General features: G+C 59.0%; 16 protein-coding genes. 3 read left to right on the top strand and 13 right to left on the bottom strand.

Features of this window, described 5'->3' with window-relative positions; translation table 11 throughout:
- Positions 1-91: 91 nt before the first annotated feature.
- Positions 92-1,231 (top strand): primase-helicase zinc-binding domain-containing protein, encoded by a 1,140-nt coding sequence (locus F759_RS0113425; protein WP_063829655.1) that lies wholly within the window; start codon positions 92-94, stop codon positions 1,229-1,231.
- Between the two features lie 397 nt (positions 1,232-1,628).
- Here F759_RS0113425 and F759_RS0113415 read toward each other — a convergent pair whose 3' ends face one another.
- The 4 genes from F759_RS0113415 to F759_RS0113400 form a co-directional block, all read right to left on the bottom strand.
- The gene (locus tag F759_RS0113415) at positions 1,629-1,892 is read right to left on the bottom strand and encodes a hypothetical protein (RefSeq protein WP_244438822.1); all 264 of its coding nucleotides are present in this window, start codon (positions 1,890-1,892) and stop codon (positions 1,629-1,631) included.
- On the bottom strand, positions 1,889-2,044 hold the full coding sequence (locus F759_RS43300; RefSeq protein ID WP_167334022.1) for a hypothetical protein: 156 nt from the start codon (positions 2,042-2,044) through the stop codon (positions 1,889-1,891). Before F759_RS43300 ends, F759_RS0113415 begins: the two co-directional genes overlap by 4 nt.
- Before the next feature lie 104 nt (positions 2,045-2,148).
- Positions 2,149-2,499 carry a hypothetical protein gene (locus tag F759_RS37700; protein WP_152530629.1) on the bottom strand — a complete coding sequence of 117 codons (351 nt, stop codon included), beginning with the start codon at positions 2,497-2,499 and terminating at the stop codon, positions 2,149-2,151.
- 14 nt (positions 2,500-2,513) lie between these two features.
- Entirely contained in the window at positions 2,514-3,533 is a 1,020-nt protein-coding gene (locus tag F759_RS0113400; RefSeq protein ID WP_027800307.1) for a PRTRC system protein D, read from the bottom strand.
- Between the two features lie 1,151 nt (positions 3,534-4,684).
- Here F759_RS0113400 and F759_RS0113395 point away from each other — a divergent pair.
- Together F759_RS0113395 and F759_RS0113390 are read left to right on the top strand one after the other, a co-directional pair.
- Positions 4,685-5,851, top strand: coding sequence for an integrase domain-containing protein (locus tag F759_RS0113395; protein WP_027800306.1), 1,167 nt, complete (start codon positions 4,685-4,687; stop codon positions 5,849-5,851).
- A 544-nt stretch (positions 5,852-6,395) separates the two neighbouring features.
- Positions 6,396-7,589 (top strand): caspase family protein, encoded by a 1,194-nt coding sequence (locus F759_RS0113390; protein WP_027800305.1) that lies wholly within the window; start codon positions 6,396-6,398, stop codon positions 7,587-7,589.
- A gap of 189 nt (positions 7,590-7,778) precedes the next feature.
- Here the strand turns inward: F759_RS0113390 and F759_RS0113385 are convergent, their stop codons facing one another.
- From F759_RS0113385 to F759_RS0113340, 9 genes are all read right to left on the bottom strand, one after another.
- Entirely contained in the window at positions 7,779-8,408 is a 630-nt protein-coding gene (locus F759_RS0113385; RefSeq protein ID WP_161633315.1) for a DUF1780 domain-containing protein, read from the bottom strand.
- Positions 8,409-9,041: 633 nt separating this feature from the next.
- Positions 9,042-9,713 carry a Lar family restriction alleviation protein gene (locus F759_RS0113375; RefSeq protein ID WP_027800302.1) on the bottom strand — a complete coding sequence of 224 codons (672 nt, stop codon included), beginning with the start codon at positions 9,711-9,713 and terminating at the stop codon, positions 9,042-9,044.
- Between the two features lie 106 nt (positions 9,714-9,819).
- Complete coding sequence (locus F759_RS0113370; protein WP_027800301.1) at positions 9,820-10,725, bottom strand: phage Gp37/Gp68 family protein; 906 nt, start codon at positions 10,723-10,725, stop codon at positions 9,820-9,822.
- Between the two features lie 12 nt (positions 10,726-10,737).
- A complete protein-coding gene (locus F759_RS0113365) occupies positions 10,738-11,190 on the bottom strand; it encodes a hypothetical protein (RefSeq protein ID WP_027800300.1) in 453 nt (150 codons plus the stop codon).
- 102 nt (positions 11,191-11,292) lie between these two features.
- A complete protein-coding gene (locus F759_RS43645; protein ID WP_063829654.1) occupies positions 11,293-11,865 on the bottom strand; it encodes a hypothetical protein in 573 nt (190 codons plus the stop codon).
- A 68-nt stretch (positions 11,866-11,933) separates the two neighbouring features.
- Positions 11,934-13,148 (bottom strand): DUF1173 family protein, encoded by a 1,215-nt coding sequence (locus F759_RS0113355; protein ID WP_027800299.1) that lies wholly within the window; start codon positions 13,146-13,148, stop codon positions 11,934-11,936.
- 69 nt (positions 13,149-13,217) lie between these two features.
- On the bottom strand, positions 13,218-13,646 hold the full coding sequence (locus tag F759_RS43295; protein WP_036024288.1) for a hypothetical protein: 429 nt from the start codon (positions 13,644-13,646) through the stop codon (positions 13,218-13,220).
- Between the two features lie 7 nt (positions 13,647-13,653).
- Positions 13,654-14,352, bottom strand: coding sequence for a hypothetical protein (locus F759_RS37685; protein ID WP_051377242.1), 699 nt, complete (start codon positions 14,350-14,352; stop codon positions 13,654-13,656).
- Between the two features lie 49 nt (positions 14,353-14,401).
- Positions 14,402-14,611 (bottom strand): hypothetical protein, encoded by a 210-nt coding sequence (locus tag F759_RS0113340; RefSeq protein WP_152530628.1) that lies wholly within the window; start codon positions 14,609-14,611, stop codon positions 14,402-14,404.
- Positions 14,612-14,646 lie beyond the last annotated feature (35 nt).

The raw sequence follows: 14,646 nt of genomic DNA, 5'->3' as shown, positions 1-14,646 counted from the left end.
CCCGCTCGTGCGCGGACCGCTTTTTTGAGCACGCGTTTTCACGCCTGTCTCAGGCACCGACCAAACCCACTTACTTCAAGGAGAGTGATTCATGACTGTACGAGCAAAAGAGCTTACGCCAGACCAATACGCGTGGCTTCAGCGCGCGCTGGCCGGGTTCTCGCGTTCCCCGGAGCAATGGATTTCGCTCCTGATGAGCTACGGGGTGCCTGCAGACCGTCTTACCGGCAATGCATGCGCGTGTCCGATGTGCGGAGGAACTGATCGCTTCACCTACGATAACAAGCGTGGGCGGGGAGATTGGGTCTGCCGTCAATGCAACAACGGCAAGCCCGCGGCTGGTGACGGCCTGCAGCTAATCACACGTCTCAACCGGATAGGGCTGTATCGACTGATGTGCGAGCTGGATGGCGGCATCGTGCCACGGCCCACGCGTCGTGTTGATGCAGCTAACCCGCCGAAGCCCAGGCGTAAGCCTGACGCGAAGTTCATTTCGAACAGGCTTACGTCGATGTGGGATGCAGCAAAACCCGTGTGCCACGGCGACCTCGTGATGCGTTACCTGGGCGCTCGCGTTCCCGGGCTTAGCGTCGCGCCGTCGCAGGCCTTGCGGCTTGGCATGCTGGAGTATTGGCACGGCAGGAAAGTCATCGGCAGCTGGCCGGGCATTCTCGCGTGGTTCGAGCTGCCCGATGGTCGACTCGGAACACTGCATCGCACCTATCTGGAGCGATCCACGCCCTCCAAGGCACGGATCGTTTCGGGTGATGGAGAGATCCTCGACTCGAAGCTCAACGACCTGACGCTCAACCCGCTGGGAGGCGGTGCTGTGCGGCTGATGGAACCGGTGAATGGTGAGATCGGCGTCGCAGAAGGTCTCGAGTCGGCGTATGGGGCGTACATGGAATCCGGCGTCCCGATGTGGTACTGCCTGAACATCGGACTGCTGCGACAGTTCGTTGTCCCGGAAGGGCTGGGCATTCGGGTCGTGCACATCTTCGTTGACTTCGACAATATCAATCCGAAGACAGGGCAGTCGGTGGGCGTGGCAGGCGGGCTTGAACTGGCCAAGCGCCTGCGGACAGAGGGCTTCACGGTCTTCGTCCATCGCCCCCGTATCCGCGGAACAGACTTTGCCGATCAGTGGTGCGCGCGATCAGCGAATCGTGTGAATCCTGTGGCGCCGCCGCAGGTGTCTGTCGCTCGCTCTGAGCTGGTCGCCGCAGCTTAGGCGACTTCTTTTTTTTCCGCGGCTACGGCCGCACTTCTTCAACTTGCCCGGTGGGGATACTCCCCATTGGGGAATGTCTCGTCGGGCCAAATTCTATGGAGTAGAAAATGGCTTCGTTCCAGGTTCTCGTGGGTGGCTTTGCAATCGTCGCAACGAACGGCGCGGAGGGCGGTCGACAGCGCGTGGGGAAGTCTGAGGCAGTTGCGTTCGACGTGATTGACCGCACTGCTCAGGGCAACACCGCTTACGCGTGCCGCGACCAGTCCTTTGTTGACGCGTGGGACTTTTGCGCGCATCGCCTTCTTGTTACTGCAATGCCCCGATCGCATTGATCATGTAAAGCAAAACGGCTCCACCAGGTATGGTGGAGCCGTTTTTTTTCGTCCGTCGTACGCGTTCATTTCATTATCGCGAGGCAGACAAGAACGATGTAGAAGAAGGGTTTCCAGAGCCGCCAGAGGTCGGTGGACCACATGGCGCCCACACCCCCTGCGATAAGAATCAACGCGCAGAAATCAGCATTGACATGCAAGTTCACCAGCGTCGCACCAATGATCCAGACGAAGATCGACAGCGCGAAGATGATCGCACGCCGTGCCAGAAACGGGAGAGCGGTGAACTTCCTGTAGTAGGGTACCAGCCGGTCGATAGCATCCATCATTCAGCGTCCTTGTTGCGGCTTGCGTACCACGCAGCGACGTCGCCGCTATACCAACCTGCGACACACGCTGCAAGGACCGTGGCGATCAACAGCCACGAGCGAGGTTCGCTGAGCGGCAGACCGGTGTGCAGGATTTCAATCAGTTCAAGCATAACTCCTCCGATATCATAGCGTTGCACCGGTGCACGGCGCGGCGCGCCGCGTATCCCGATGTCATGACCTATCTTCGTATCCCCGCAGAGAAGTCAAGGCGCGCTCAGCCGAACGCGCCGAACGCTTCGCTGATGCCGTCGACGTCGAAAGCCTGGGCGACGTCACCTTCGCTCACACCCGAAGGGGCTGCAGATCGCAAGCTTGGAGCTGTATCCGTCTCAACGCGCCTGGGCAGCTCCCGTTGACCGGGCGACGCGACCGGGTACTCGCCGTGGGACGGCAAGGCTGCCGACGGCGTCGCCGGATAAGCAGTCTTGCCCGTTGAACTGCCGCTCTCGCGCAAGGCGGCTTCCGCGAGAGAGCGGAGGATTGCCGCGCGTTCCCGGTACGACGATGCCTCGCTCAGCCGGGCATGCAGAAGCGGGGTGGTCACCGCGTCGATGACCAGCTTCATGTCGAACTTCCCGTTCATGCTTTCGCGGCTGCCCGCTCGCGGGTGAGACCTGCTTCGCCGACAATCAGGAAGCCTTTTGCGTTGGCGGTGCAGGGTGCCTCGATGACCTCGATCCTCACCCGCGGGAAGGCCTTCCGTATGGCGGGCGCGTACAGCGAGGCGCCGCCGCCTGACAGCACGATCGAACGCACACTCGTTAGTGGGCCGACAATGTTCTTGATCTCGTCGACCACTCCGGCGATAACAGGCTGTGACTTCTCCAGATACGGGAGGAGGTCGATTTCGTTACCGTAAAATATGTACGGCTTTTGCTCCCGCAACGCCTTATCGATAAGCTCGATGGCGTCGACCTTATCTCCCTGGTCTTTGCTGATGAGCTGCGCGATGCGTTGATAGACCTGCGACACGCCGCCAGGCATACCGTTGCTACGCCTGTCGTCCATGGTGAATCCATTGGCGTATACCCAGTCGGTGGTGAAATATCCAACGTCAATGACCAGATGCGCGCTATCGCGGCCGAATTCGCTCTGGCGGTTCGCCGAGGCCGCAACGAGAGAGCCGAGCGGCTGCGGAATCACGACGACCTTGTCGACCGTTACTCGACCGGGGCCGTAATTGTGGGTTTTCCCGGAGAGCCGGTCGCGAAGCTCACCGGCGTATTTGCTCATGGTGTGAACGGGCAAGCCGAGCATCAGCCGTTCAACATGAGTTACTTGCGCGAAGTGAAACGCACCGAATAGGAGAGCGTCGTAGCTTTTGGAAGCGACGAAGTCATTGGACAGTGTACGACCGGTCTTGCCATAGGCAGCGTCGAGGAAAACGTCTGGCCCGACCTGATATTCGATGCCGCTAACAACGATCGTCGTAACGGCGCCGGCTTTGTGTACATCGCCGCCATGGATGGCGATCGAATCGCTTGCTGAGAGCGGCGCGAGCGATGGGAACATGCCAGTTGCAATGGCGCCGTTGCTGGCGCGGTGCGCGTATTTCGTATTGCCGTAACCGACGTCGATTGCGAAGACCGAGGTTTTCAAGATGACTCCATTCACTAAGGTGGTCCACGCGACGAAGTGGTACTTAACTGACAGATAAGTGTCAGTTAAGTCGCTTCCTTCGCGAGGGGCCGACGAACTATCAGACAACTGACACTTAAGTGTCAGTTTGTGCCGACGCGCCGGGACTATCGGATCGAACTGACACTTTTCTATCAGTTGTGCCTGGCTTCCAGTCTATCCAAGCGCTAGCAAAGTCAAGTCGACGAAAGCCCACTGGTTCCGTCCAGCTTTCGACGGGAAACTTGCGACATTGCCGGTCTATGCTAGGCACACCTACCGCGTCCCTGACGCATCGAAGCCGAGTGCGAGGCACTCGCTCGTCCATACTCCAGGCCCGCAACGGGCCAGAAACACCAAGTTGACCGGGTCGCACACTGATGCGGCCTTTTTCTGAATCAGATCAAGTCCATGATGGTCCACCATGAGGACCACTGGACAGTGCGATATCCATACGATCAGCGGCGGTTTGCCGCGATGTGACGCAATGAGGACATGTGGAGAGACCGGACACCGGACACTTCCGCATGTTCATCGCGTCTGCACACGCCCTTTCAGCGAATGCTGGGTGCGTTCACGAAGCCCGATACACCGCGGCTGAGATGAACGTGCTTGGGGGCGGGGGAACTCATGCGGTCCGGAAAACACCGGAGAACCGCGATTCCCTGACGGAAGAGGACACGGCGCGCGCGGCCGTAAAACAACGCGTATCAGGTATTGCCCGGCACTAGCAGGGTGCGCTACCGCGAAGCGGAGCGTGCCCAGACGCGCAATGCGTCACGCTGGCAGGGTGGCCACGAAGCTGCACACACGCGGAGCAATCCGCAGCGCCTTTGACGCGAAGTCAGGCGCAACAGCCGGAGGTGGATTGCGCGAAGCGCAACTCACGCCGGCACGCGGCAGAGTGGACAGTCGGACCGCATGTTCTTCCCATGCATCTGGTTGATCGGTGGAAATCGCTAAAGGTCAGGAAGGCAGCAAAAGGCAGTAACCCGACGCCGGGGATCAGGCGAAGCCGCGCAAGCGGCAAAAAAAATGGATAGCCGCTGTGTCGAGATGGCATCAGGTAGGGATGCCGTGACGCGGCGGCGACGAACAACACAGCAGCGGTTTTGTCGCGCGGAGCGTCAACGATGGCAGCGATCCTTAATGTACGTGCAGTGGTCAATGGGTACCGGTTCACTCCCGAGTTCCGCGACGCCTTGCTGCAACTTTTTGACAGCCATGTCGCGGAGATTCACAGCACGAGTCGCATCAGCAACAAGGCCTTGTCAATCAAGACGCAGGAGAGAAGAGCGACGGCGTTATGCAAGGCCTTCATGGAACTCAGGGAGCACGGGTATGCGTTGCAGACGCCGTGGTCCCTGAAAGACAAGCACGTCAGATTTCTGGTCAAGCATTGGGTGGCGTGCAAACAAAGTGGGGGCACTGTCGAAAACAAGCTGACGTATCTCCGCGCTCTCGCGAGCTGGATGTCTAAGCCGAATCTGGTCGGCACGCTGGCCAACTACGTAGACCGTCGCGAGCACGGCCTGGTGCGTAGCTACATCGCCACGGAGGACAAGTCATGGGAAGCGCACGGCATTAATGCAGCGGCGAAGATCGATGAGATTGCGCAGACCTGTCCGTATACAGCGGTGCAATTGAAGTTACAGGCGGCATTTGGCCTTCGCGTGGAGGAGAGCTTCATGCTCCGGCCCGCAGAAGCGGCGCGTAACCCACAGACGCTCGCTGTCACGCGCGGCACAAAGGGTGGGCGACCGCGGGAAGTGCCTATCGAGGCGCGGCTGGACATCCTTGAAGAAGCCGCGCGTCTGAGCAATGGCTTTACCGGCTCGACGGTCCCCGCTGACCGGACGCTGAAGCAGTGGCGGGACTGGTACTACTACGTTCTGGATAAACACGGCGTAACAAAAAAAGGCTTAGGGATCACCAGTCACGGCTTGCGGCATGGCTTTCTTCAGTCGCTCTACGCGCGGGTGGCTGGCGTACCATCACCTGTGAAGCGTGCCGGCGATCGGCCGGATCCGAATGATCACCGGGAAGCGATGCGGCGCGTCGTCGAAGCGGCCGGGCATAGTCGGGTGACGAAAGCGAACGCATACCTGTCCACTTTCGCGAAGCAGGACCGGCTGCAGAAGAAGCTGCCATCAGTGGACGAAGTGCGCTCGGCGCTGGTGAATGCCGACGGAAACAAGAGTCATGCGGCGGCCGCTTTGGGCATCTCCAGGCAAGCGCTGTATCGCATTCTGGGGGCGCATGCTGCCCTCGCGGTGGCCGATTCGCAACGCCACGAATGACACCCGAAAGAGGGCTTCATACGCCCTTCGAGCGCGGCGGCGGAGCAGGCACAATGAATCGTCTCTCTGGTTCTGGTTGCGGGCCCCCCCGGGAACGCCAGAACCATTTTCGAAGCCGGCTCCTGTAGCCGGTTTTTTTTCGTCCGTTCCGCATCGAGGGCGGCTATCGGGGCGGACTGCACAAGCATTGGCATGCTTCTGCGCTTTCGCCCGCCCGTCCCGGACGACCTCCGATATCGTCAGCAGCAGCGTGCTGTACCGAGGCAGTTAGGGTTCCCTTTTGGGCACTTGCACACCCGCGCGGCGAGAGAGCTTTGTTCACCTATCGCAACGCGTTACCGCGAATTCCGAGTGGCCAAACTCGACCCAACTGGGACATCCGCGCACGTCTAAAGCGGTCACTTAAGCGAAAGGACTTGTGCTCCAGCAACTATGAACTAGTGTGTGGTGAATGGCCTTCCATCTAGCAGGATGTCTCCAATTTTCGCTCGTCTGGACCTTTTCTGGTCCGTCACGGGAATGAACAATTTCAAAGGGCAATCGAATGCGCCGCGCGACCCCGTTCAAGAGGCCTGCATCGTCCAAGCGAGACATTTGGGACAAGGCGGACATCGTCGCAAAGTTCTTATCGACAGTCGTAATCGCCATAATCGGGACGTTAATCACGTATCAGATCCAGCGTGTGCAAATCGCAACGAACCAAGCTATTGCTAACGCGCAATTACAGGCGGCAAGGTCAAAGGCACAAGATGACAAGCGAACGCAGGATAGTGAGATTACAGTTCAATTACTCAATCACCTTATAAGCGAAAAAGCTATTCAGCGGCGATTGGCTATTGTCGCCCTACGCCAATCTGTCCCCGTGCAGGTCTACGACCCAATTGTACAAATACTTGCAACTACGGACTCGGATGCCGAAGTTCGCGCTACGGCCATTGGGCAACTCGCATCGGGGCAGTCGCCCGGGATATCAGCCACGCTGACTGCCATAGCAACAGACCCAAAGCGCGCTCCACAAGAGCGTCTTCAAGCGGCCCAAGGCACTGCGCAAGTCACCTTGCGAACAGGTTTCGAGGTGCCGACATACGTTTTTCTTGCTTCTTCTCCGGGGGAGGCGTTGCGTGACAATAACCCCTTCACACCGGCTCTTGTCAAGGCATTCGGGGATGATCGAATTCGCGACTTCGACGGCCTACAGCGGTTTGTGACGCAGACCGTCACTTCAACGGTGCCCACCCAACATGTGGTCGTATCTCGTACCGGGCCGGCCGATAATGCAACGCAAGCATCGGCACTGCCTGGATCGGAGGACCGCGCGGTCTTGATTGCTGTCTCAAAAACAAGAAACCCTCAGTTTCAGCCGCTTACTAGTCCAATCGCGGATGCGCACAGACTTGCCGACGTCCTAAGGCGCCGTGAAATCAACGTGTTGTTAGCTGATAATCCAACGAAACAGCAAGTCTTGGATCTGATCGTAAGAGCCGTAAATCACAACTCGCATACTGCGTTAATAATTTACTTTTCTGGCATTGCTTCGACAAGCTCGATCGGAGCGGGTTGGCTTGCTTCGGACTCGACAGAAGATCCGAAAACGTGGCTAATGTACGCGGACATCAAGCAAGCGGTTGCACGTTCCGAAGCGCTTTCAACGTGGCTGTTCGTTGATGCCATGTACGCAGATCCGCTTGTTTCAGCGCCGGCCGAAAATAAAAGCGGCGACCGCTTCGCCACTCCATGACTGTCAGGACATCTGTGGGCTGCTAGGACAAGCGAAGCTATCAATATCAGATAGGGCAAGGGCAAGCGACTTGATGTCGACGATCTAGGCGATCTGGTCGACTGACCTCTAATGGCCCGAACTCCGTCCGATGACAAGCGGCTCCGGTTGACCCGCAGCCGGACCTGGCGTGGTGCCCAAAACCGTCGTTCATTGGAACGGTGTCGTATTTCGGTGCACGATCTTTCCTATCGCCGCTCTTATAAAATTTGGCGAATCGCTTGTCGCTACGAATGTCGAACTTCTGCGGCCCATGACAAATGCCACAGACCGGTACTCGAGCGCCTCAAGCGCGCTTACGTCTGGAAACGGCGCCTCCACCAGACCAAATACATCGTCCAAATTGACGTAAAACAGCAGATCGAGGGTCTTTCGCACGGCGGGCGGATACTTTTGCGCAGCCAAACGAGTTGCCTCCGCCAGTATTAGCTCATAGACGTCTGAGACTTTCACATCCCGTGGTGTGAAATGTTCGACAAGATCGCTTGGCGAGGTCGATTTTGTTGCTTTCCGCAGCCGTTCCTGGTATTCCTGATGCCGACGGCGACCCTTGGAAAGGATTTCTTTAATTTCGAATTGGGCATCCCGAAATAGAACGTCTGGAGGATCTTGACACGACGATTTCAACTCGGTTTCGGAAAAGCACAGATCGAGGTTCGTCAAATATTGACATACAACCCAGAGCTCCCGCTCCGTTTTTTTTTCGGCCCGAAAAAATTCGACGGATTCCGCCAGCGCCTGCCGTACAGATTTCAAATACTCTTCGTCTTCGTCTGTCATTCTCGCCTCAGCGTTAAAGCGGGGAGTAGAAGCAGCTATCATCAGTAAAAACATTCTACTTCGTATAATGAACAGTCTTTGCCACCGATCACAGCAGTGAGGCGCCGAAGCTGGCGTGCCAAACGTGAGCCGCGCGTGCTTCGGCACCGACCAATTTCAGCGAGAAAACAACCAGCTTAAGCGCGTAGATAGCGACATCAACCCTGCTGCGCGCGGGTTTCGAAAGGTGAGCCTTCAGCTGTTGTCGATGCGCAACCGGTATGAATACGCCCACGCGGTCGTGGCCCGGTTTCGTTGTCGACGATCTACGGCTCGACCTCGAACGTCCGTAAGTGGCCGGGCGCTGCCTTATGCGATTGGCATAGGCGGAAATATTGGATATCGGCCGGACGCAACCCGATTCGTTCACTTACCGTTTCGACCATCGGGTGTACTGCGCTTTTGATGCAGGCGATGAATGAAGAACGCCCTTGAGTGAGCTTCATCATTGGACTAAAGGATCAGGCCCGCGCTGCCGTAATCCGGGTCACCTGGTAGGCTGATCCCTATCCGGTGTGTGTTTAAAGGTCTTGGGCCAATGCCGGTGAACCGGTGTTGGCCCTTTTTTATGGCTGGTCGAAGTGGGGGGCCGAGCTACCACCGATCGCGGTCGGGCATTCCGTCAACGGCAAGCGCGATCCGGTCCTCAAACAGGCAGTCGTCATGTTCTCGAGGCGTGGGTATCTTCGGAAACTGTACGTAGCGTTCGCCGTCGATATCGACCCATTTCGCAAGCTGGACGAGCTTCCTGTATCGGGCGGCATCCTGCAAAACGGGATCAATCGGCCAGCTGTCGATCGTTGAGACACTCGCGTCGACAAGTCGCTGGGCGAGCATTGAAAAAATGGGGCCACGAGTTTCCCAGTCTTCGCTGTTCCGCGAGAGCATGTCGATGACCATCTGCGCGTCGCATGCGCCGAGCTCCTTTTCAATCAGGTCGCGCAGGTCGCCTTCGGTGACTTTCGGCCGCGCCACGCGCCTGTTCCATATCCGCGCTGCCTCGTCCATGGCCGCGGCTTCGTCCTCGCCTATCTGTACCCAGGGCGTCGACATCCCGCAGTCGGCGCAATAGATGCACGCCAGCTTCTCGGTCTGAGGGGCAAAAGGGGGCCGCGGCGTCACGTCGCCGATTTTGGGGGGGCCAGCCTGGCGGCCAAACTGCCCGTAGTCGAAGCCGGGCTGGCCGATCTCCGCGACGACTCGTTGAGAGAATCCTACTGTGCCGCGGCCGCCGCAGTGGTCGCAGGGATAGAGCTGTTCGTACATTGGGGTTTGTGCGTCGGAGTTTGGTTTGAATTATCGTTGGGCACCGGGCGCGAGAGAAGCCGAATTTACATTTAGAAAGCACCTTGCTCAGTGCTCGCCCGTCATTTCAGGGGAAATCGTCGTGCAAACGGCCGTCAAGCCTGCGCCCCGCAGCTTTCTTGCCGATTCTGTCCATCGTCTGACGAAAGGCGTTCGGACCCAGCGGATTCCATCCATCGTTGTAATCAAAAAATCCGCTGGCGATCTTTTGTCGGTCCCGGTCAATAAGATCGTTGCCCGCGCAACTATTTCCCGGCGCCCATTCGCCCCATTGTTTGAAGTGAAACGCGACCCCGGCGTCGCGGCACTGGTCGCGCAGCGATCGCGCCCAGGACGGATGCATGGGGCGCGCTCCCCGTCCACTTTCTCCGCCAACGAATACACCGTCGATCATCGGCGGCGCCTGGAGCTCTGTCGGATTACCCCATGGGCCGATCCAGTCGTACAGGTTGACAGGGCCAAGCAATGGTTCCATCGAAAGAAAGCGGACGCGGGCAGGTGCGTCGACCAGTCGAGGAATGTCCCGATCAGCCTCCGCCTGATTGACGATTGTTGCGCCCAGCCAGACGTTCGCGGGAGCGCCCTCTGGAAACATGGCTGCCAGCATCGGCCCGGCGTTGCCGATACGCTTGGTGAGCAGTAGCCACACCAGATTTGCGGTGCATCGGATGAGTTCCGCGAAGCGCTCTCTTTGCCCCTCGGGAGCGGCGTTATCAAACGGGTCGCAGACGCTCGGGAAAACCTTCTGGTGACGGCCGGTCTTCGCGGCGTTGGCGTTCCAGCGCGGAGGCTTTTTCCAATGCTCGTCGCTGTAGGTCCGCCGCGGTGCGCCGGGGCCCCAGTTGCTGCCGCTACGCAGCCATCGGTTCATCGACTCTGCGTAACAATGATCGCAGCCCGGGCCGACCTTCTGGCAGCCCTCCCAAGGACTCCAGCTGCTGTCCGTCCATTCAATGGCAGTGTTCGTTCCCATGTCCGGTTTCCCTCAGGCCGGTTCAAATTCGAGACGTGAAACTGCGAGTGTGCCGCAGCGCCGGGCGCGAGCTTCGATGCCGTCAAGCCATCTCAGGTGCGCCTCGTCGTTTGCATGGTCCTGCAGCGAAGGGAAGATCACATGGTCTAGCGCGCCCGGGGTGACGTTGATTCTCGCGAGTGTCCTTTCATCCGGAACCGCCCAGCAATACCAGCGCTGCACGAAATACCACCAGGTCTTCGCACGCGCCAGTTCATCCCACGTGGCGGTGAAGTCGAGCACCGAGCCCACAGCGCTGAAAAATACACAACGCACGCCGTCGGTCGTGAGCGATGCGGCGACGATCTGCCGGCCGCGCGACAGTGATTCTGGATCATGGCAGGCGCAGCCGAGCGCAGGGTAGCGGCCAGACCAGTCTGGCGACCGAGAGATCGCGCGCTGGAGAAAGAAGGTTTTGCCTTGCATGAGAGGTCCTCGAGTGATGGCCCGTCATATGCGGGCATGCGTTCATGCTGCCGCGTTCTGGATGAAGTCAACCTGCGGCGGAGGGGGCTGCATAAGTGGCGGCTATTTGTGAATCTTGAGATCAGCGATCGCTTCGAGGATAGGGTCTGCACCGGACGTCGCCGAGGTGTCATCATTCGCGATATTGAGAGCGCTTCGGATTTTTCCGAGATGGACGGCGGCCTCGCGATACAACGACTCGTAACGGTCACCTGTGTCGGCATGGCCCAGCGACTCATCGACTACTTCCAGCAACGCAATTAGGGCGGGACCTTCGAGGTGGCGCTCCCGTCCTGTAAAACGCGGTTCGGATCGGGCTGCAAGCTGCCGCTGACCGTCGCGCCAGGCCGCCCGCAGTGCGTATTGCACCTTGTCAGACTCGTTAGGATAGTGGTGCCTGACCCATTGATGGCTTTGGACGGTCTCTTCGTCAGTCCATTCGTTGGTTGTGCATTCGTCGCTGGATAGCGCATCGATCGCGCTATCCACCCTCGCGGTGAGGGCAGTGAGCCGCTCGCGCAGCGCATGAAGCCATTGCCGGACTGAATCAGGCCTGCCTGTGACCACGAAGGGCGCGGCCGCGTAGCGGGTGAAGTTGAGCGTGTCCTGCAGTATCTGTGCGATTTGGGGCAGCATGGTGTCTCCTGCGTTGCATATAGGTCCGGTCGGTCGGGTCATCTGCGCCGCCGCAGCCCGAGGGTTCGTCATGCGTTCTTCGGAGGAGGCAGTCGAACTGATGTCAGGGCGTCTTTGTCGACGTCCCATTCGACGGCAGGAATATGGCGAGCGGATCGCAGCGCGCGTTTCTGCTGCTTGCGTGCTTCGTACGATGGGACACCGTTCATTCCATACACTTCGATGTGCGTCTCAATGTCCGTGTCGCGCAGTATGAAGTCGGGCAGCATGTCATCGCCCTCGGCAACGCGAACGGGCTTTATGAAGTCGCGTCGCTCAGCGACAAGCCGGTTCGCCATGGCGACTTCGTGTATCGAATCGCAGGGTAGAAATGCGTGCGAGCAGAGCATTGCGGCGAGATCGACGACCTTCAGGTGTCCCTTTGGTGTGCGCTCAACGAGAAGAAGGGCGACAACGCGCGAGCTGCGGTCGCCAAGCGCGCGCCATGCGTGTGAATAAGTGCGCGCGGCGTGCTCGATCAATGGCGCGCCTGCATAGTATTTACGAGCACTCTGTCTGAGGCTGACTGCGTGGCCGTACTGCGTGGGCGATACTTCGTTGATCTCGCCGATGACCAGTCCTCGCGTCGTTGCACGCTGTTCGACGCTCAGGCGAGCAATGAACGCGTCGAATTCCGCGTTGATCGCGGCGCGATCCGCTTCATCGAATCGGCGCATGATATGCAGTACGTTCTGCGCGTCGGTACCGTTAATCAGCGCCGTGCCGATCTCGGCGAGGAGCTGGCTATTGCAATGCCCCCAATGGCGGGATGTGCTCGCGCCGTTCCAATGGTTAAGGCCAGCCTCGGCCCACAGCGTTTGCAGGAATGCGAGCAGGCTCGCTGAACGGCGGCTCGCCCGATTCGACGGTTTTGCCGGCGAGCCGCGCGAGCCTGTCGTCGCTTCACGCAGGATGAGCGAGGCGTCAAGCTTGATGTTAAGACCGGCCGGCGTCGCGTAGATCGCCGCTTTCGTGTCCCTACCGCTTACTGGCCTGGAAGCGTTGGGATCCTTGAAAAATGCACAATCTCGGTCGTGACGGTGACCGTCATCAGGCCATCCGGCAAGATGAAAGAGCGTGCCGTAACGGCGTATGACAAGCTGCAGCGGCGAGCTGGTCTGGCAGAGGCACGAAGCGTAACCGGGCGTGACCTTTGCGCGCTCGAGGCGCTTCACGTAGCGCGCCGGATTTTCCTGCACGTCACTCAGCGGGAATGTGCCGCCGTCGAAACTCACGCTAAACATAATGGACCGGGATAGAAAATGGCCGCAACGGCGGCCATGGCTTTGAAGGGGATATGGGACAGGGCTAAGTCACCGGCTCGACCGGCTTTTCTCGGAGGCGCGCAGATCTTCGGAGATTTGCTGCAGCCATCCGCTCGAGCCGTCGCGCGTGCTGCCCAATGTGAACGAGTGGTGCGCTTCCTCGGTTGGCTGGTACTCGCGGCCCGTAGATCTCTCCGTCAGAAACCAGTTACCGTTCGAAAGTCGGAGCACGTGGCAGCCGGGGTAGCGCTGCTCCATCGCGGCCTGTTCCCTGCGCTCACGACGCATGCGCACATCTTCCCGAAGCGAGTGCAGTAGCCCGAGCCCCAGCAGGGTTGCTGCGCCACCCGCGATAACAGCGGCGGGCACCCACGATGACCAGTGCAGTGCAGCCCCCAGAGCGCTCAACGCGCGCCACGCGGCGGTCAGGAAAAGGAGGCAACCGGCAATTGGCACGATGACGAATTCGACGAACATGGACGCCTCACGCTGGCTGGATACGACCGACAGTGCGGGTCGCAGGAACGAAATGCAGCGTTCCGTCGCTGGCGCAATTGATCTTGAGTCGGATGCGGCGGTGAACGGCGTTGCGAAAGACGTTCGCTAGGCCGAGGTCAATGCCGAAGCTGAGGCTGCTTGCGATCACGAGCATGAACACAATCTGCGCGATATAAAGAATCTGGATGGCCGTTCGCGCGAGGTCTGCCGGTTGTAAAGGGGCGATCATCGATATTGCGGTCTGCAGGCTGGCGGGGAATAACCAGGCCGAGACCACGTACGTCCAGAACAGCATCAGCGGTACCAATATGAGTGTGGCAAGGGTGCCGCGACCTGCGAACCCGAGGATGTTTACGAACTGGGCCGCGTAATTTCGTGCGTCACGGAGTGCGTCGAGCTTCAGCGAAATAACGTCGATCGACGCGATCGTGCCGACCTGCGCACCGTTGATATAAACATCAAGAAACGCGTCGGCCTCTGTCGCGTTCAGGCTCGCGACGAGCTTACGAACCGCGTGGCGCCGCGACATCTCAGTAAAGATGCCGGCGAGGACGGCAACAACCGCGGGTTGAATGACTCCATCTGCGCTGCAGATTGGGACAAGAAAGGCAAAAACAAATGCTGAAACGGTCGCGGCGAATGCGGCGCTGCCGGCTGAGTTCACGGGGTAGTTAACGTTTGACATATGGTATCCAGTGGTGTGTGCTTATTACGCTTCAGTAAAGAACCCACGCTCACACGATGACTTCAACGTCAGCGTCGGGCCCACGCCAGAACGTGCCGTTGAAATCGTCGAGCACGATCACCATCCGGGTGATCGGGTCATGCCCGGTAGCGAAGCCTTCCCGGAACCGCGCGTTCGCAGCCAGGTAACGCACACGCCGCTTGCAGAGCGACGTGACCACCTTCGACTGAATAACGGCTGCGGCATTGGATTGAGGCATCGGAATCATGTCCCCGCGCGGAGGGTATAAGTCAT

Origin of the sequence: Paraburkholderia dilworthii (assembly GCF_000472525.1) — a bacterium.
GTDB classification, from domain to species: Bacteria; Pseudomonadota; Gammaproteobacteria; order Burkholderiales; family Burkholderiaceae; genus Paraburkholderia; species Paraburkholderia dilworthii.
This window is presented reverse-complemented; position numbering and strand designations above follow the sequence as displayed.